Source organism: Pseudogemmobacter faecipullorum (genome assembly GCF_020539525.1).
Classification (GTDB): Bacteria; Pseudomonadota; Alphaproteobacteria; order Rhodobacterales; family Rhodobacteraceae; genus Pseudogemmobacter; species Pseudogemmobacter faecipullorum.
In genome coordinates this window covers 133,941-151,601 of record NZ_JACDXX010000001.1, presented here as the reverse complement: position 1 = coordinate 151,601, position 17,661 = coordinate 133,941, and the positions used below count along the sequence as shown (strand labels likewise).

At 61.0% G+C, this 17,661-nt stretch carries 15 protein-coding genes; 7 read left to right on the top strand and 8 right to left on the bottom strand.

All coding sequences use genetic code 11. The annotated features are described in order from the left end of the window. Positions 1-29 precede the first annotated feature (29 nt). Positions 30-1,037: a GlxA family transcriptional regulator gene (locus H0485_RS00685; protein WP_226933395.1), complete on the bottom strand. Its 1,008-nt coding sequence runs from the start codon at positions 1,035-1,037 to the stop codon at positions 30-32. A gap of 116 nt (positions 1,038-1,153) precedes the next feature. Between H0485_RS00685 and H0485_RS00680 the strand changes: the two genes are divergently transcribed. Next, positions 1,154-1,816, top strand: a complete 663-nt coding sequence (locus H0485_RS00680; RefSeq protein WP_226933394.1) for a helix-turn-helix domain-containing protein — start codon at positions 1,154-1,156, stop codon at positions 1,814-1,816. Positions 1,817-1,973: 157 nt separating this feature from the next. Here H0485_RS00680 and H0485_RS00675 read toward each other — a convergent pair whose 3' ends face one another. The 5 genes from H0485_RS00675 to H0485_RS00655 form a co-directional block, all read right to left on the bottom strand. Then, positions 1,974-3,032, bottom strand: a complete 1,059-nt coding sequence (locus tag H0485_RS00675; protein WP_226933393.1) for a heme-dependent oxidative N-demethylase family protein — start codon at positions 3,030-3,032, stop codon at positions 1,974-1,976. A 15-nt stretch (positions 3,033-3,047) separates the two neighbouring features. Continuing rightward, entirely contained in the window at positions 3,048-4,007 is a 960-nt protein-coding gene (locus H0485_RS00670; protein WP_226933392.1) for a PDR/VanB family oxidoreductase, read from the bottom strand. Then, positions 4,004-4,612 (bottom strand): dimethylamine monooxygenase subunit DmmA family protein, encoded by a 609-nt coding sequence (locus tag H0485_RS00665; protein ID WP_226933391.1) that lies wholly within the window; start codon positions 4,610-4,612, stop codon positions 4,004-4,006. Before H0485_RS00665 ends, H0485_RS00670 begins: the two co-directional genes overlap by 4 nt. A gap of 116 nt (positions 4,613-4,728) precedes the next feature. Continuing rightward, a complete protein-coding gene (locus H0485_RS00660) occupies positions 4,729-5,868 on the bottom strand; it encodes an aminomethyl transferase family protein (RefSeq protein ID WP_226933390.1) in 1,140 nt (379 codons plus the stop codon). Between the two features lie 206 nt (positions 5,869-6,074). Beyond that, entirely contained in the window at positions 6,075-7,421 is a 1,347-nt protein-coding gene (locus H0485_RS00655; protein ID WP_226933389.1) for an ammonium transporter family protein, read from the bottom strand. A gap of 637 nt (positions 7,422-8,058) precedes the next feature. Here H0485_RS00655 and H0485_RS00650 point away from each other — a divergent pair. From H0485_RS00650 to H0485_RS00630, 5 genes are all read left to right on the top strand, one after another. Further along, positions 8,059-8,955, top strand: coding sequence for a class II glutamine amidotransferase (locus tag H0485_RS00650; RefSeq protein WP_226933388.1), 897 nt, complete (start codon positions 8,059-8,061; stop codon positions 8,953-8,955). Between the two features lies 1 nt (position 8,956). Next, entirely contained in the window at positions 8,957-9,640 is a 684-nt protein-coding gene (locus H0485_RS00645; RefSeq protein WP_226933387.1) for a GXGXG domain-containing protein, read from the top strand. Between the two features lie 10 nt (positions 9,641-9,650). Beyond that, positions 9,651-10,991 carry an FMN-binding glutamate synthase family protein gene (locus H0485_RS00640; RefSeq protein WP_226933386.1) on the top strand — a complete coding sequence of 447 codons (1,341 nt, stop codon included), beginning with the start codon at positions 9,651-9,653 and terminating at the stop codon, positions 10,989-10,991. A gap of 70 nt (positions 10,992-11,061) precedes the next feature. Then, complete coding sequence (gene glnT / locus H0485_RS00635; RefSeq protein ID WP_226933385.1) at positions 11,062-12,408, top strand: type III glutamate--ammonia ligase; 1,347 nt, start codon at positions 11,062-11,064, stop codon at positions 12,406-12,408. Between the two features lie 156 nt (positions 12,409-12,564). Next, positions 12,565-13,284 carry a FadR/GntR family transcriptional regulator gene (locus H0485_RS00630; protein WP_226933384.1) on the top strand — a complete coding sequence of 240 codons (720 nt, stop codon included), beginning with the start codon at positions 12,565-12,567 and terminating at the stop codon, positions 13,282-13,284. Positions 13,285-13,287: 3 nt separating this feature from the next. Here H0485_RS00630 and H0485_RS00625 read toward each other — a convergent pair whose 3' ends face one another. Next, a complete protein-coding gene (locus tag H0485_RS00625) occupies positions 13,288-14,583 on the bottom strand; it encodes an ABC transporter substrate-binding protein (protein ID WP_226933383.1) in 1,296 nt (431 codons plus the stop codon). A gap of 156 nt (positions 14,584-14,739) precedes the next feature. Between H0485_RS00625 and H0485_RS00620 the strand changes: the two genes are divergently transcribed. Next, entirely contained in the window at positions 14,740-16,083 is a 1,344-nt protein-coding gene (locus H0485_RS00620; protein WP_226933382.1) for a trimethylamine monooxygenase, read from the top strand. Positions 16,084-16,254: 171 nt separating this feature from the next. Here H0485_RS00620 and glyA read toward each other — a convergent pair whose 3' ends face one another. Further along, positions 16,255-17,550, bottom strand: a complete 1,296-nt coding sequence (glyA, locus tag H0485_RS00615) for a serine hydroxymethyltransferase (protein ID WP_226933381.1) — start codon at positions 17,548-17,550, stop codon at positions 16,255-16,257. Positions 17,551-17,661: the final 111 nt, after the last annotated feature.

Below are 17,661 nucleotides of genomic sequence, written 5' to 3'. Positions count from 1 at the left end.
CCATTCCTGATCTGGACGCGGAAACGCCCTCAGGCCGCTGGCAGGGGGGCGTTTTCTTTTACCCGGAAGCGATTGGCCTGTTTGCGGTCTTCCTGAGGGGTGACACCAAAGGCCTGCTGATAATGGCGCACCAGTGGCGTGGTGCTGGCATAGCCCACCGCCAGAGCGATCTCGGTAATGGTGTCATTTGAATAAAGCGTCATCTGCCGGGCCTTTTTCAGCCGCAGCAGCCGGTAATATTTCAGCGGGCTCTGCCCGGTTGAGCGTTTGAAGGACCGGTCAAACTGGCGCGAGGACAGATCCACCGCTTCGGCGACTTCGGCGATCTGGATCGGTTCCTCGATATGTTCGGCAAAGAGGCGGATGGCGCGGGCCACCGGCTCGGGCAGCATATCCTCGGTGCGGTCGAGGCGCTGCGCCGGAATGCGCTGCTCGACCTCCTCGCCGCGCACGAAGGGGTGCTGGAACCAGCAGGCCACCTCAATCATCGCCTCGGCCCCGAGATGGTCCTCGATCAGACGCAGCATCAGATCAAAGACCGCGGTCGCACCCGCCGCCGTCAGCCGGTCACGGTCAATGGTGATCACCTTTTCCGAGGGGATCACCTCGGGAAATTCGCTTTTAAAGGCCGCCTCATAGCACCAGTGCACCGAGGCCTTATGGTTATCGAGCAGCCCGGCGCGCGCCAGCGGAAAGATCCCGCCCGAAAAAGCGCCGATTGAGGTGCCATGGCGCACCAGCCGCCGCAAAGCCGCATTGGAACTGCGCGCATTGGCAAATTTCCCGCCAGGCCCCGAGAGCAGATAGAGGTGATCCGGCGCTTCCAGCCCGGCAAGCGTCAGATCGGGATCGAAGCCCACCTCCGCCGAGGAGACGACGCGGCTTCCGGCCTCGCCGACCACGCTCCAGCGAAAAGCGCGTTTGCCGGTGATCTCATTGGCGGCGCGCAGCGGCTCGATCGCCGAGGTCAGGCAGGCCATGGGAAAGCCAGGGAAAATCAGAAAACCAAGATGCAACGCATTTTCATTCTGGTGCATGTTTCATATTCTTTCAGGAAACATTTGCCGGTAGTATACAGCATATCCTGACGCGCGGCAGAGGACAGCCCGGATCTGCCGCGTGGTTCTTCAGACGGGCCTATGTGAGGGTGCCGATGACTGCAGCTGCAATGAAGCCTGAGAAACTGAAACCACAGGCCTCGCCGATGCAGGATCCGCACCGCGTCTCTGAGGCACGCGAGAAAGTGCTGGAAGTGGCGATTGGCCGTGCGGTGCGCAATTTTCGCCGCCAGAAGGGCATGACGGTTGCTGACCTCTCTTCGCAGACCGGGCTGTCGATTGGCATGGTGTCAAAAATTGAGAATGGCATCACCTCGCCCTCGCTGACCACTTTGCAGACCCTGGCCCATGCTTTGTCGGTGCCCCTGACCTCATTCTTCCGTCGCTTCGAGGAAAGGCGTGAGGTCATGCATGTCAAATCGGGCGAGGCGGTGGTGAAAGAGCGCGCCGGGACCCGGGCCGGGCATCAGTATCACCTGCTGGGCCATATCGGGGCCAATGCCAGCGGCGTGATCGTCGAACCCTATCTGATCACTTTATCCGAATCCTCGGATGTCTTCCCGACCTTCCAGCATGACGGGATTGAGATGCTCTATATGCTGGAGGGCGAGGTGGAATATCGGCATGGCGATCAGGTGTTTCTGATGCAGCCCGGGGACAGCCTGTTCTTTGATGCGGATGCGCCGCATGGGCCGGAAAAGCTGAACAAACTGCCGTCGCGTTTCCTGTCGGTGATCTCTTACCCGCAGGCTGACTGAGAAAAAAGGGGGGCGCTGCCCCCCGCTCTGCGGCTTTCCCCGGGGCTATGTGCAGCAGGGGGAACCGGGGGCAGGCAGCTTTGCGCTGCCCCTTTCTGAACTCCCCGCCAGAGGCCGCGACAGCGCCGGGGCCTATTGCCCCGAAGCTGTCAGGCCTTCATTCATCTGCCCACCAGCCAGGCGAGGTGGGGGCGCCATCATCGAATTTCGACAGATAGTCGATCATCAGCTCGCGGTTGCGGATAAAGCCCTTATAGGTTGCCAGCTCATCGGGCAGGGTTTTGATCACCCGGTGCAGACGGCGGGCCCATTTCGGCTGTCTGACCAGATCCTCAAAGGAAATCAGGTAGCAGCGGATCGGGAAGACGATGGCATTTGAGCGCGGCAAACGGATCAGCGTCTGCAGCTCGACCCGCAGATGCTGACGTTTACCGATGGTCTCCGGGGTCATCGTGGTCTTTGACGGGCCCCATTTGTGGTAATTCTCGGGGCTGGTGTCGAGCAAAGGATCGACCGTCATTGTCCAGTTAAAGCGCCGGACCGGTGCGCCATGCTGCAAAGCGAGCAGGAATTTCAGCGCCCGGTCAAAGATCCCCATTTTCCCGGCCAGCGGCACCGGCGCATGCCATTCGTGGAAGCTCATGCCGATGTCGAAATCGAGGCTCCAGTCCGCCTGGGAGGTGACCATCCCGGCCTCAATCCAGAGGTTGTCCTCGCGCTGATCCTGCAAGGTGAAATCGCCCTGGGCCTGACGGGTGATATATTCAAACGGGCCGCAGGGGAGGGTGCTTTCATCCATGAAGGTGAAGCTCTGATCAATGCCCAGCGGGCGGTTGATCCAGTGCCATCTGTCCCCCTCTTTGCTCAGCGAGAACCATTGCGGGTAATCGCGCGCGAAGCTCTCCATGATCAGCTCAAGCAGATCCCAGCCCGCCAGGGTCATATGCGGCAGCGACTGGCAGCGCAGAGGATCATCGGCCAGCACCCGGGCACGGTCCCGCATCTCGGCGACATAATGTTCGTCGACATCGAACATATGCTCAAAGACCGAGCCGGGGCGGCCGGAGGTATGCGGCTCCATATTCACCGAATACATGTAATCGTCTTCGGGGAAGGGGAAGGGGAAGCGCTTCACCGCCGCGGGCGAGTTCTTATAGGTGAAATCCTGGAAAAAGGTCTCGTCGCGGAAGAAATCGTCTTTGAAGTCGAGGCTCATGCTGTTCCGCTCCTGTCAGAGGTCGAGTACCAGCCGCGCGCCTTTGAAGCGCGAGACGCAGGGCATAATATGGCTGCGGGCATCTTTCTGCTCCTGGCTGAGCCAGTGATCATTGTGCAGAAAATCGCCATCGGCTTCGATCACCTGGCATTCGCACTGACCACAGGCGCCGCCACGGCACAGATAGGGGGCATCGACCCCCGCAGCCTCGATCGCCTCCAGCAGCGACTGGGTGGCGCCGACTTGGACCTCGATGCCGGATTGCGCCAGCTGCACCCGGAAGGGTTCGCCGACCGGCGGGGCGAGGAACTCTTCGGAATGCACCGCACCCTTCGGCCAGCCGGCTTTGGCGGCGGTGGCCAGCACCCAGGCGATCATGCCTTTGGGGCCGCAGACATAGAGATGGGTGCCGAGGGGCTGGCCTTTCAGCAGGGTCGCGAGCTGGATCGACTGCTCCTCGACATCATAATAGCGGTGCACCCGGCTGCCATAGCGGGCCGAAAGCTCGTCCATATAGGCGCCAAGAGCGCGGTCACGGGCGGCGTAATGCAGCTCAAACTTCTGCCCCAGCGCCTCCAGCTGCGCCATCTGCGCGATGAAGGGGGTAATGCCGATCCCGCCCGCAATCAGCAGATGCTTTTTCGCCCTGAGGTCGAGGCCGAACAGATTGACCGGCTGCGAGATGACCATTTTCATCCCCGGCCGCACCTTCTGATGCATATAAAGCGAGCCGCCGCGCCCGCTATCATCACGGCGCACCGAGATTTCAAATCCCGAGAGATCAGCCGGATCGGACATCAGCGAATAGGGGTTGAGGCGGCGGGTGCCGGCATCATCCATCTCGATCACGCTATGCGCGCCGCCGGAAAAGCCGGGCATGGGCGCGCCATCCTCACGCACGAAGCGGAAGCGTTTGATCAGGCTGTTGACCTCGGTCACCTCGGTCACAATGACCGGAATACGGGTGCTGCTCATCTGAACCGCTCCAGGGCTGGGGGGACTTCGCCCGGATCCTCGGCATCGATGCAGACACCCTGAAAGGCGGCGAGGCGGCGCGAGTAATGGTCGCGCACAAAGAGGTTCAGTCCGCAATGGCTGCAGGTGAAGGGATCGGTGGTGACGTTTTCGGTGGTGCCCTTACAATGGACACACTGCACCCGGCGCGCCAGCGAGCCACGCTGTTCGGTGATCAGGGCATCATGCGGCAGTCCGGCTTCGATTGCATCGCGCCGCACCTGGCCGATCAGCCCTTCGGTGCCCGCGACATAGACCTGCAGGCCCATATGCGCATCTGCCAGCACTTTCTGGATGCGCTGGCGGGCAGAGCCGTAGCTCGGGGCCGGGCGGAAAACGGCGGCGCCCAGAGCCTGCATCCGCGCGGTCAGATCGGTGCCATTGGCCCCTGGGATATAGATCAGATGGGCGAGCGCGGCGATTTCCGGCGCGGCTGTGAACAGCGCGGCCACGGCCTCACCGCCTTCGCCGTCAGCGATGATAAAATGCGCGCTGCCCGGCTGCGGCTGTAATCTGCCGTAGAGCGGGCGGGATGCCATAGTCTCTTCTGTTGGTGTCTGCGACATTGCTTCTTTCGCTTTTTACTTTGCCGGTCGGCCCTCGCTCCTCCCTGCAGGAAGCGATGGACCTCTCTGCGGGGCAGGCCGGCAGAGAGGGGGCGGATCAGTTGACAGCTTTTGCGTCAGCCTTTGGCAGTGCGGCGCTTTTTCTCGATGTCGTAGAAGGGCATCGAATGCGAAACCGCAGCGATTTCGCCATGGGTCTCGCAGTTCACCACCAGAGGGGTGTCGTTATTGGCGCAGTCGACCGGCAGGCGGGCGATGGCGACGGTGTGGTTGTTCAGCGGCGAATGCATGGCCTGGGTGACCACGCCGACCTGCTTGCCGTCTTTAAAGACCGGTGCACCATTGCCCGGGGCATTCTCGCCCCCAAGCTTGAGGCCCCAGATTTTGAAGCGCTCTTTGCCTTTCAGGCGGTAATGCTCCGAGGCACCACGGAAGCCCTGTTTGCCCGGCGAGACGGTGAAATCGAGGCCCAGCTCCCAGAGGGTATCGCCGCCCGGCTCATTGTCGAACGGATACATGTCGCTGTTGTCATAGGGGAAGAACAGCAGATAGCTCTCGGTGCGCAAGAGATCGAGCGTGGTGAAACGGCAGGGGATAATGCCCTGATCACCGCCCTCGGCGAGGATGCGGTCCCAGATCAGCCCGGCATCCTGGCCACGCACGAAAAGCTCATAGCCGCGCTCGCCGGTATAGCCGGTGCGCGAGATCATGATCGGCTTGCCGAAGAGCGAGGTCTGCATATGGCTGAAATAGGCCAGATCGCGGATGCCCGGCACATGTTTGGCAAGGAAATCGACCGCCAGCGGCCCCTGCAGCGAGAGGTCATGCAGATTGTCGTCAAAATGCATGTGGCAGTCACGGCCCTGGGCATACATGGACAGCTGCTCATGACCGGCGCCGGCGCCATGGACCACCAGGAAGGCGGTCGGGCCGGTGCGGTAGATCACGCAGTCATCGACGAATTTGCCGCCGTCATTCAGCATGCAGGCATAGACCGAGCGGCCCGGCATCAGCTTTTCCACGTTACGTGTGGTGGCGCGCTCGATCACATGCGCCGCTGCCGCGCCGATCAGATGGACCTTGCGCAGGCCCGAGACATCCATCAGTCCGGCTTTGGTGCGGATCGCCATATATTCAGCAACCGGATCGCCCTTGGTATAGGACCAGGCCGTGCCCATCCCGTTCCAGTCTTCCAGATCCGAGCCAAGGGCGCGGTGGCGGTCAGCAAGTGCTGAAAATCTCCAGGAACTGGTCATGATTCCTCCCGTAAGTTCTGGTGTTGTTGCCAGCACTCTGTGGCGCTGCAGTTTGAAAATCAACATCCATATTAAAAAACGTTTCCTGAGAGGATTTTTATAGACCTGGATCGGCCCAGTGGATCTGTCTCTGGCTGCAAGAAAACAGGGCGGGATTGCTCCCGCCCTGACAGATCTGTCTCAGTCGTAAGCCTGCGCTATCAGGCTCAGCCGCGGCTCTCGTTATCGAGGCCCCATTTCAGTTTATCGAGACCTTCGGCCTGATCCTCTGTCGGGATCCGCAGGCCGGTCGTGGCTTTCAGGATGAGGCTGAGCACGAAGCCCATCAGCAGACCGGCGCCAAGGCAGAGCGCGAAGCCGGCAAGCTGCATCATCAGGCTGATCTGGCCATGCTGATAGGCATAGGGCCCCTCGGTAATGCCCCAGTAGCCGCCGCGCGGCGTGCCGGATTTGAACAGGCCGATCATCATAAGGCCGTAGAAACCGGCGCCGATGAACAGCGGGAAGAGTTTATGCTCGTCAATCCCGCGCCGGAAGGTCCAGGAATAGACCAGCCAGGAGCCGAAGGGGGCACCGAGGGCGATCAGGAACATCTGCCAGGGCAGCCAGATGTCAAAGCCGGGGGCCCCGGCGACATAGCCGGCCAGCGGGCCGAAGAGCAGGTAGATATAGTTTTTCGTGTAATAGGAAATCGCGGCCCCGGTCAGCGCTCCGCCCGCCCAGGCGAGGGCATAATTGTTCAGCGCAATACCGACCGAGGTATCGGCCATAGTGACTGAAATCGCATAGGCCTCGGGTTCCACGAAGAACAGACAGGACATGATCACCATTGGCAGACCCGCAAAAACGGTGATCACGCCGGTGGCGGCGAGCCCGATTGAGGGCGCCTGGTAGACCGGCACTTTGGGATGGGGCGAGAAGACGCCCGGGCGCTGCCCCAGCTGCGGCACCAGAACCATGGCGATGCCGGTGGGGAAGATATAGACAAAACCAATGCCGAAGAAATCATGGAAACCGGCATTGGTCAGCGGCCCGACCGAGCCCCAGACCGCCCAGCTGAGCACTGCCGAGCCGATCGTCGCTGCCACGCAGGTGATATAGAAGGCCGAGGCCTTCATGCGCTCTGAGACCGAAAAATGCAGCAGCACATTCACGATGCCGGCGAAACACGCGAGGAAGAAGATGAAGATCTGGAAGGTGTTCAGCCCCGGCCAGACCGCGGGATCAACATTTTGCGCATGGGCATTGGCGAGGGTGCCGAAGAACCACCAGTCCTTCAGGGAATCCATCATGGTTGCACCGCCCATGATGTAATATTGCCCGGCCCAGAAGCCGAAGCCGATCATGTAATAAGTGGTAAAGCCGATAAAGAACCCGACCATTTTCTCGATGGTGGAGTTGTAGAGATTGGCAGTTCGCGTGGTTCCGGCATCGATCATCAGCAGACCGGCAACGACCATAATCGCGCCCACCGTGCCTGATGCATAGACCAGATTCTGCAAAAGCTGACTAAGCGTCACCTGATCCGCAAATATAGCGGTGGCTTGTTCCATATATGCACTCCCTGTCGTGCTCCGTTCACCTGCGGCCGCGGCCGGGTGTCGGTTTTTTGCGGTAATTGGACCGGGGCAGTGCGCCCTGCTGTGGCGCGGGCCCGGTTAAAGACGCAGACCATATGGGAAGCGTGCGGCCTGTGTGCCGCTTGCTCCGCGCCGGCCGGCGCAGTTTCGTCGCAGTGAGAAACGGCCTCCGATCCCCGGGGCACCCGGGTCTTTGCCCGGAGGGCGAGCCGGGGTCTGCTCCGCTGCCAGGTCAGCGGGCAGGCGACGGCGGCCAGACGGGCCTTGCCTTACCATTCATCCGCGACTCACTGCGATCACCTGCGCGACGCACCAGAGCGGAACCCGCGCAGGTTGCGGGCGCTTTGGTTAAAAATCAACATATCTGTGAACTATATTTCCTGTGAGGCAAAGAGGCCACCGGTTGTTACCCAGGAAAGGTTCAGAGCGCGGCTTCGCCTGACTGCTTGCAATTCCTGCGAAATCTTCAGGACCGCCCGGGGGTGACGAAGAATGAAGTCATTTTTTTCCTCATAGGGAAAAATGTTTCTTGACGGACGAAGCGGCCTTGTTACTCTGAATTCATATTCCGGCTTTTTGACCTGCCGGGCCTCGGAAAGGAGAAAGCACGATGTGCGGAATTGTGGGTTTGTTCCTGAAGGATCGCTCGCTCGAGCCCAAGCTCGGCGAAATGCTGACCTCAATGCTTATTACGATGACTGATCGCGGTCCGGATTCAGCCGGGATCGCGATTTACGGATCAGATGCGGAGGGTTCGGGTAAGCTGACCGTGCAATCGGATCAGGCGGATCAGGATTTTGCCACTCTGGCGGCGGATCTGGGTGCCGCTATCGGCAGTTCGGTCACGCTGTCGCGCAAGGATACGCATGCGATTTTGACGGTTAAGGCCGATCAGATCGAGGCGGCACGCGCCGCTTTGGCGAGGGTCCGGCCGGGCGTCCGGGTGATGAGCGCCGGCGAGAGCATCGAAATCTACAAGGAAGTCGGTCTGCCGAAGGATGTGGCGGCCCGGTTTGAGGTTTCGGCAATGTCGGGGCGTCATGGCATCGGCCATACCCGGATGGCGACGGAATCGGCGATCACCACCATGGGTGCGCATCCGTTCTCGACCGGGATGGATCAGTGCCTGGTGCATAATGGCTCGATGTCGAACCATAACACCCTGCGCCGCGAGCTGAAGCGCGAGGGCATGACCTTCGCCACGGAGAACGACACCGAGGTTGCTGCGGCCTGGCTGAGCCACAAGCTCGCCCAGGGGGTTGAGCTGGGCGATGCTTTGCGCGCCGGTCTCGATGTGCTCGACGGTTTCTATACTTTTGTCGTTGGCACCAAGGACGGCTTTGGCGTGGTGCGCGACCCGATCGCCTGCAAACCCGCTGTGATGGCCGAGACCGATCAGTATGTCGCTTTCGGCTCGGAATATCGTGCGCTGGTTGACCTGCCCGGCATCGAGAATGCCCGCGTCTGGGAGCCCGAGCCCGCAACCGTTTATTTCTGGAAGCACTGATATGCAGACCATTGATCTTGCACAGACCACCCTGCGTGACCTGAACGCAACCCTTCAGGCTCAGAATGGTCAGACCAATGCCACCGCCTGGGAAATCACCAATCCGCGCGGCAGCCATGCGCTGGCCGTCGGCCTGGATGCTCCGATTGAAGTCACCGTGAAAGGCTCGACCGGCTATTACACCGCCGGGATGAACAAGCAGGCGACGGTGACCGTGAAAGGCTCGGCCGGTCCGGGCGTGGCCGAGAATATGATGTCGGGCACGGTGATCATCGAGGGTGATGCCAGCCAATATGCCGGGGCCACCGGCAATGGCGGCTTGCTGGTGATCAAGGGCAATGCCTCGTCGCGCTGCGGCATTTCGATGAAGGGCATTGATATCGTCGTCTATGGCAGCATCGGCCATATGTCGGCCTTTATGGCACAATCGGGCAATCTGGTGGTGATGGGCGATGCCGGCGATGCGCTGGGCGACAGCCTTTACGAGGCCCGGCTCTTCGTGCGCGGCTCGGTGAAATCCCTGGGTGCCGATTGCATCCAAAAAGAGATGCGCCCCGAACATATCGCGATTTTGCAGGATCTGCTGACCCGCGCCGGTTCGGATGCAAAGCCTGAAGAGTTCAAACGCTATGGCTCGGCCCGCCAGCTTTACAACTTCAACATCGACAATGCGTCGGCATACTGAGGATCCGCCCATGAAAGACGAGACCCAGAAGGCGATCCCGCAGACTGTTCCGCGTCAGTCGGCGACCTATAGCCAGGAAATCAACTCCGAGATCCGCCGCGCGGCGGCGACCGGGATCTATGATATTCGCGGCGGCGGCGCCAAGCGCAAACTGCCGCATTTCGATGACCTGCTGTTCCTTGGCGCCTCGATCTCGCGCTATCCGCTGGAAGGTTACCGCGAGCGCTGCGACACTAAGGTCGTGCTCGGCACCCGCTTTGCCAAAAAGCCGATCACGCTGGATATTCCGATCACCATCGCCGGGATGAGCTTTGGCGCGCTGTCGGGCGCGGCCAAGGAATCTCTGGGCCGCGGTGCCACGCTTTCGGGCACTTCGACCACCACGGGTGACGGCGGCATGACGCCCGAAGAGCGTGGCCATTCCAAAACCCTGGTCTATCAGTATCTGCCCTCGCGCTACGGCATGAACCCCGATGACCTGCGCCGCGCCGATGCGATTGAGCTGGTGGTGGGGCAGGGCGCAAAACCGGGTGGCGGCGGTATGCTGCTGGGCCAGAAAATCTCGGACCGGGTTGCCAAAATGCGCAACCTGCCCAAGGGGATCGACCAGCGTTCGGCCTGCCGTCACCCTGACTGGACCGGCCCGGATGATCTCGAGATCAAGATCCTCGAGATCCGTGAGATCACCGGCTGGGAAAAGCCGATCTATGTCAAGATCGGCGGCGCACGTCCCTATTATGACACCACGCTGGCGGTGAAAGCCGGGGCCGATGTGGTGGTGATTGACGGGATGCAGGGCGGCACTGCCGCAACCCAGGACGTCTTCATCGAACATGTCGGCCAGCCGACGCTGGCGGCGCTGCCCCAGGCGGTGAAAGCGCTGCAGGATATGGGGATGCACCGCAAAGTGCAGCTGATCTGTTCGGGCGGGATCCGCACCGGCGCCGATGTGGCCAAGGCTCTGGCGCTTGGCGCCGATGCGGTTGCCATCGGGACGGCTGCGCTGATCGCGCTCGGGGATAATGATCCGCGTCTTGAGGCCGAATATCAGAAGCTCGGCACCACGGCCGGCGCCTATGATGACTGGCATGAGGGTAAGGATCCGGCCGGGATCACCACCCAGGATCCGGAGCTGGCAGCACGGCTCGATCCGGTTCAGGCAGGGCGCAGACTGGCGAATTATCTCAAAGTTATGACGCTTGAAGCACAGACCATCGCCCGGGCCTGCGGTAAAAATCACGTGCATAACCTTGAACCGGAGGATCTTTGCGCACTGACCCTGGAGGCTGCAGCCATGGCGGGAGTACCGCTCGCTGGCACCAGCTGGATCCCCGGGCGCGGGAATTTCTGATCTGAATAAAACGGAACCGGCCTCTGACAGGGGGCCGGTTTTTCAAAAACAATCAACAGGGATAAAAAAAATGGCCTTGGACAACGGAGCCGCCCTCGCCAAACCGCAGACTGCCAAAGAGCTGAAAGCCTGGGCAGAGGCCCGCGGCGTTCGTTTTTTCATGATCTCCTTTACCGATCTGCTCGGCTATCAGCGTGCCAAGCTGGTCCCCAGAGAGGCAATTGAGGGCATGTGCCATGACGGAGCCGGCTTTGCCGGTTTTGCCACCTGGCTCGATGTGACCCCCGCCCATCCCGATATGCTGGCGCTGCCAGATCCGACGACGGTGATCCAGCTGCCCTGGAACAAAGAGGTGGCCTGGCTCGCCTCAAACTGTGTGATGGAGAATAAAGATCTCAACCACGCGCCGCGCAATGTGCTGCGCAAGCTGGTGGCCGAGGCGGCTGAGCTGGGTCTGCGGGTCAAAACCGGCGTCGAGCCGGAGTTTTTCCTGCTGAACCCCGATGGCACCGGCGTGGCCGATGGTTTCGACGATTCAACCAAACCCTGTTATGATCAGAACGCCATCCTGCGCCGCTTTGATCTGATCAAGGAAATTTCGGACTGCATGCTGGAAGAGGGCTGGGAACCCTATCAGAACGACCACGAGGATGCGAATGGCCAGTTCGAAATGAACTGGAAATATGACGACGTGCTCGCGACCGCTGATAAACACGCCTTCTTCAAGTTCATGACCCGGGTCCTGGCCGAGAAATATGGCCTCAGGGCCACTTTCATGCCAAAGCCGCTGCAGGGCAAAACCGGCAATGGCTGCCATGCCCATATCTCGGTCTGGTCGCTCGACGGCACGAAGAATGCTTTCTCGGATGACAGCAAGGAACTGGGCCTTTCGGATCAGGGGCGTGCCTTCCTTGGCGGCATCATGAAACATGCCTCGGCTCTGGCGCTGATCTGCTGCCCGACCGTCAACAGCTATAAGCGGATCAATGCGCCGCGCACCTCATCGGGGGCAACCTGGGCCCCGAATTCGGTGACCTGGACCGGCAATAACCGGACCCATATGGTCCGCGTTCCCGGCCCGGGCCGCTTTGAGCTGCGCCTGCCCGATGGTGCGACCAACCCCTATCTGATGCAGGCGGTGATCCTGGCCGCCGGTCTGGACGGCATCCGTACCAATGCCGATCCGGGGCCGCGGTCGGATGTGAACTTCTATACTGAGGGTCATCTGATCACCGGCGCGCCGAAGCTGCCGCTCAACCTGCTCGATGCGATCCGGGCGTTTGATGAGGCGACCGAGCTGAAAGAGGCCCTCGGGATGGAATTCTCGAATGCCTATATCCGGATGAAAACGGCGGAATGGAATGACTATGCCTCGCATTTCACCGCCTGGGAGATGAAGAACACCCTCGACATCTGAGGCAAGAAGACCCCTGGCGGGCGGCCTGCTCTGCCCGTTCACCCCCTGGGCGTGCCTCCTCTGTGAGGCGCGCCTTTTTTGCGGTTGCCTTGCCGTCGTCCCCGGCATCAGGTGAATTTGCACAGAGGTCAGGGGCAGGGCAGGGAGAGTGTGATCATGCGCAGACAGGATCTGGTTGCGGCTTTATTCGCCGATCACACTCTGGGCGCCACGGTCCGGGTGGTGGCCGAAACCCTGCTCGCCCGCATCCTGTCGCAGGAATATGCGGTGGATGAGCGGCTGCCCTCAGAGCGTACCCTGGCGGGCGAGCTGGGGGTGGCGCGCAACACGATCCGCGAGGCGCTCGATGTGCTGGAGGGCCAGGGGGTGATCCGCCGCCGTGCCGGCTCGGGCAGTTTTGTCACCGGCCTGACCCGCCCCGAGGAGACCCCGGTTTCAGATGTGGCGGCCGAGACCAGCCCGCTGGATCTGCAGGTGATGCGCGGCATTCTGGAGCCGGATCTGATCCGCCTCGCCATCATCAATATGGCGCCGCGCGCGATTGAGGCACTTGGCGAAGTGCTCTCGGCGATGGAGGCGGTGACAACCGATGCGGTGGAATTCGCGCTGCTGGAGGATGAATTTCACCGTCTGCTGGCGCGCGGGACCGGTAACCCGCTGCTGCTGGCCTGTTATGATCTGGTGATACTGGCCCGGCGCCAGTCTTTCCGCGCCGCGATGATGCGCCGCCATCTGACGCCGCAGCGCATCCAGTCCAGCCAGCGCGCCTATAATACCCTGTTCAACACCATCGCCGCCCGCGATATCGAGGCGGCCGTGGAGCATGTGAAGCTTTTGCTGATCGAAGAGCAGAAACTGCTGATGCAGGAAGACTAGACCTCAGCCAAGGCTGGCGGGCAAAGGGCCGCCTGGCTGCACCGGCCCGCGCCTTTGCTGCCAGGTCAGGCCCAGTTTCTGCATTTCCTCGAGCAGGAGCGGGCCATGTGCGGCGAGCCAGGCGGGGATCGAGCCAAAGCCCTGAATCCGTGCTTTGCCCGAGCGGATCTGCACCACCGGCCAGTCGCCGGTCAGCGCATGATCAATGCCGTAGAGCGCACCACCGCCCCATTCTGCCGGGCCAAAAGCATGTTCGCCCCGCCCGCCCTGTTTCATCGCCGCCAGCACCGACATCGGGGCGACGGTGCCCGCCTTCTGCACCGCCGCATGCCAGAGGTCGAGCGCCGAGGCATATTCCCAGGAGACCGCGGACCAGCTGCCCGGGAAACGCCGGGTATATTCGGCGTGAAAAGCGGCGGGGCGATTGAAGAAAAAGGATTTATCCTGCAAAGCCGGGTCGTCGAAATCGGGGAACTGGAACAGGAACCCCTCCATGAATTCGGCCGAGGTTTTCGCGATCAGCCGGGGATAATCATCAAGGGTCGAGGACAGGATCTGGCCCCGGAACCCGGCGCGCCAGGCGGCTTCGCTCAGGGCGTGGACCATGGGCGTATGACTGGTACACCAGCATAAAATCTGCGGGTCAGAGGCCAGCATCGCGGCGACAATCCCGGCAGCATCCGCCCCTGCGGCAGGATAGAGGCTCTCATGACAGAGCGTGAAGCCACCCGCCCGGAAAGCGGCCCGGTATGAGGCAAGCGAGGGCAGGCCCAGCAGATCGCGCTGACTGCAGAGCGCCACCCGTTTCAGATCAGGCCGGTGTTCTGCCAGCCAGGCCGGACCGGTGACATTGAGCAGCGGATGAACTTCTGAGGGCGCAATCAGATAGGGCGTGTCAGGCGAGAGGTCGCTGGGCAGCAGGGTTGCGGTCAGCTGCTTGCGCGCGGTCAGCCAGGGGGCGAGGCGGATCATCGAATCACCGCCCAGCATCAGCAGAAACCGCACCTCCCGCTCCTGTACCAGGCGCCGCCCCGCCTCAAAGGCGCGGTCGGGATCAAAGCCGCAATCCTCGGCGATCAGCTCGACCCGGTGCCGCTCTCCGCCGATCAGCATACCACCGGTCTGGTTCAGCCAGTCGGCCCAGATCTGACAGCCATTCAGCCCCGGAAGACCCCAGGAATGGACCGGGCCGGTGAGCGGGGCCAGAAAACCGATGCGAACGCTGCGCCGCGCCGCGATAGCGAGGCGTTTCAGCTGGCCGGTGACGGCGAGTCTTTGTGCGAATCCCGAAGCGCCCATTTCCCTATGCCTTTTGCGTCACATCATAGGGATCTTCTATCTGATTGGTTTCCCTGTATGAAGATTTGTTGACAGCCGGTGCGTATTGCCGCGTAATTGGTGCAATAATTTAAGGACCAGTCGCGCAAAGCGGTCCAGACCAACGGGAGATGAAGTATGAAAAAAAGAGTAGCCGTCATTGGAGCCGGACCGTCGGGCCTCGCACAGCTGCGTGCCTTCCAGTCAGCGGCTGCCAAAGGCGCAGAAATTCCCGAAATCGTCTGCTTTGAGAAGCAGGCGAACTGGGGGGGACTGTGGAACTACTCCTGGAGAACTGGTCTGGACCAGTATGGCGAGCCGGTCCATGGTTCGATGTATCGCTATCTCTGGTCGAACGGCCCGAAAGAGGGGCTGGAATTTGCCGATTACTCGTTTGAGGAGCATTTCGGCAAGCAGATCGCCTCATATCCGCCGCGCGCGGTGCTGTTCGATTATATCGAAGGGCGGGTGAAGAAAGCCGGTGTCCGGCCGTGGATCCGCTTTGAGAATGTCGTGCGCCTGGTCGAATGGGATGCGGCGACGCAGAAATTCACGGTCACCGTGCAGGATCTGGCGAAGGATCATTGCTACAGCGAGGTCTTCGACAATGTGATCGTCGCCTCGGGCCATTTCTCGACCCCGAATGTGCCGGAATTCCAGGGCTTTGACCGCTTTAATGGCCGTATCGTCCATGCCCATGATTTCCGCGATGCGCGTGAATTTGCCGGCAAGGATGTCCTGCTGGTCGGGACCAGCTATTCCGCCGAGGACATTGGCTCGCAATGCTGGAAATATGGCGCGAAATCGGTGACCAATACCTATCGCAGCGCACCGATGGGCTTTAAATGGCCGGAGAACTGGGAAGAAAAGCCCAATATGCAAAAGGTTGACGGCAATATCGTCACCTTCGGCGATGGCAGCACCAAGAAGATCGACGCGATCATCCTGTGCACCGGCTATAAGCATCATTTCCCCTTCCTGCCCGATGATCTGCGCCTGAAAACGGCGAACCGTCTGGCAACGGCCGATCTCTATAAAGGGGTGGCTTTCGTCCATAATCCGGCGCTGTTCTATATCGGCATGCAGGACCAGTGGTTCACCTTCAATATGTTCGATGCTCAGGCCTGGTGGGCCCGCGATGTGATTCTGGGCCGGATCGCTCTGCCGCAGTCGAAAGACGAGATGATTGCGGATGTGACCGACCGGGTTGCGCGCGAGGATGCCGGGGCGGATGCGCATGATGCGATCCAGTATCAGGGCGATTACGTCAAGGAGCTGATCGCCGAGACTGATTATCCCAGCTTCGATGTGGACGGGGCTTGTGAGATTTTCTTCCAGTGGAAGGATCACAAGAAGGAAGACGTTATGGGCTTCCGTAACAATTCCTATCGCTCGGTGATCACCGGCACCATGGCGCCCCGGCATCATACGCCGTGGAAAGATGCGCTGGACGATACGATGGAAAGCTATCTCGAAAACTGAGAGGTCGCGCTCTTGCGGGGAGAACCAGGCCCCACATGGCAGACAGGGAGGGGCGTCGTCTGCTGCGGCGCCCCTTACTCATGGCAAAGCGGTGGCGCGCAGTCGCAAAATGAAAAGCGCCGGGGCAGGGCCCGGCGCTTTTGGTGTCTGGATGTTCGATCCTGAAAGGTCTCAGAGGGTCGGATACATCGGGAAGCGGGCGCAGAGCGCTTCGACTTCGGCCTTCACTTTCGCCTCGACCGCGGCATTGCCCGCATCGCCACTGGCGGCAAGGCCATCGACCACCTCAACAATCCAGCGCGCGATCTGGCGGAATTCCTCCTCGCCAAAGCCGCGGGTGGTGCCGGCCGGGGCGCCGAGACGGATGCCCGAGGTGACAAACGGCTTTTCCGGGTCAAACGGCACGCCGTTTTTATTGCAGGTGATATGGGCGCGGCCAAGCGCGGCCTCGGCCGCCTTGCCGGTCACCTTCTTGGGGCGCAGATCGGCGAGGCAGAGATGGTTATCAGTGCCGCCCGAAACGATATCGATGCCGCCCTTCATCAGCTCATCCGCCATGGCGGCGGCGTTTTTCTTCACCTGAGCCGCATAGGCTTTGAATTCGGGGCGCAGAGCCTCGCCGAAAGCCACCGCCTTGGCGGCGATCACATGCATCAGCGGGCCGCCCTGCAGGCCGGGGAAGACCGCCGAATTCATTTTCTTAGCGATATCTTCATCATTGGTGAGGATCATCCCCCCACGCGGGCCGCGCAGGCTCTTATGGGTGGTGGTGGTCACCACATGGGCATGCGGCAGCGGCGAGGCATGCACGCCACCTGCGACCAGACCGGCGATATGCGCCATATCAACATGGAGGTAGGCCCCGATTTCATCAGCAATCGCCCGGAAGGCAGCCCAGTCCCATTCACGGCTATAGGCCGTGCCGCCCGCGAGGATCAGCTTCGGGCGATGCTCCAGCGCTTTGGCGCGGACCTCGTCCATATCGAGCATCTGATCCTGCTGGCGCACGCCATAGGAAATGACGTTGAACCATTTGCCCGACATATTCACCGGCGAGCCATGGGTCAGGTGGCCGCCCGAATTCAGGTCGAGCCCCATGAAAGTATCGCCCGGCTGCAGCAGGGCGAGGAACACCGCCTGGTTCATCTGGCTGCCGGAATTGGGCTGCACATTGGCGAATTTGCAGCCAAACAGCTCTTTGGCGCGCTCAATCGCCAGGGTCTCGGCAATATCAACATACTGGCAGCCGCCGTAATAGCGTTTGCCCGGATAGCCTTCGGCATATTTATTGGTCAGAACCGAGCCCTGGGCCTCCAGCACCGCCAGCGAGACGATGTTTTCCGAAGCGATCAGCTCAATCTCTTCACGCTGACGGCCAAGTTCCGCGCGCACCGCGCCGAAAAGCTCGGGGTCACGCGAGGAAAGGCTTTCGGTGAAAAATCCAGAATCGCGGGTTGAAGCACTCATACTCGATCTCCGTGAGGCCAGCAGTGTCATTGTGGTTGCCGCGATCATTAGAGCAGGAGGGGGCATTGGGAAAGGTTATAAAGCGACCGCTTCGACCTGGCCGGCGAAGCG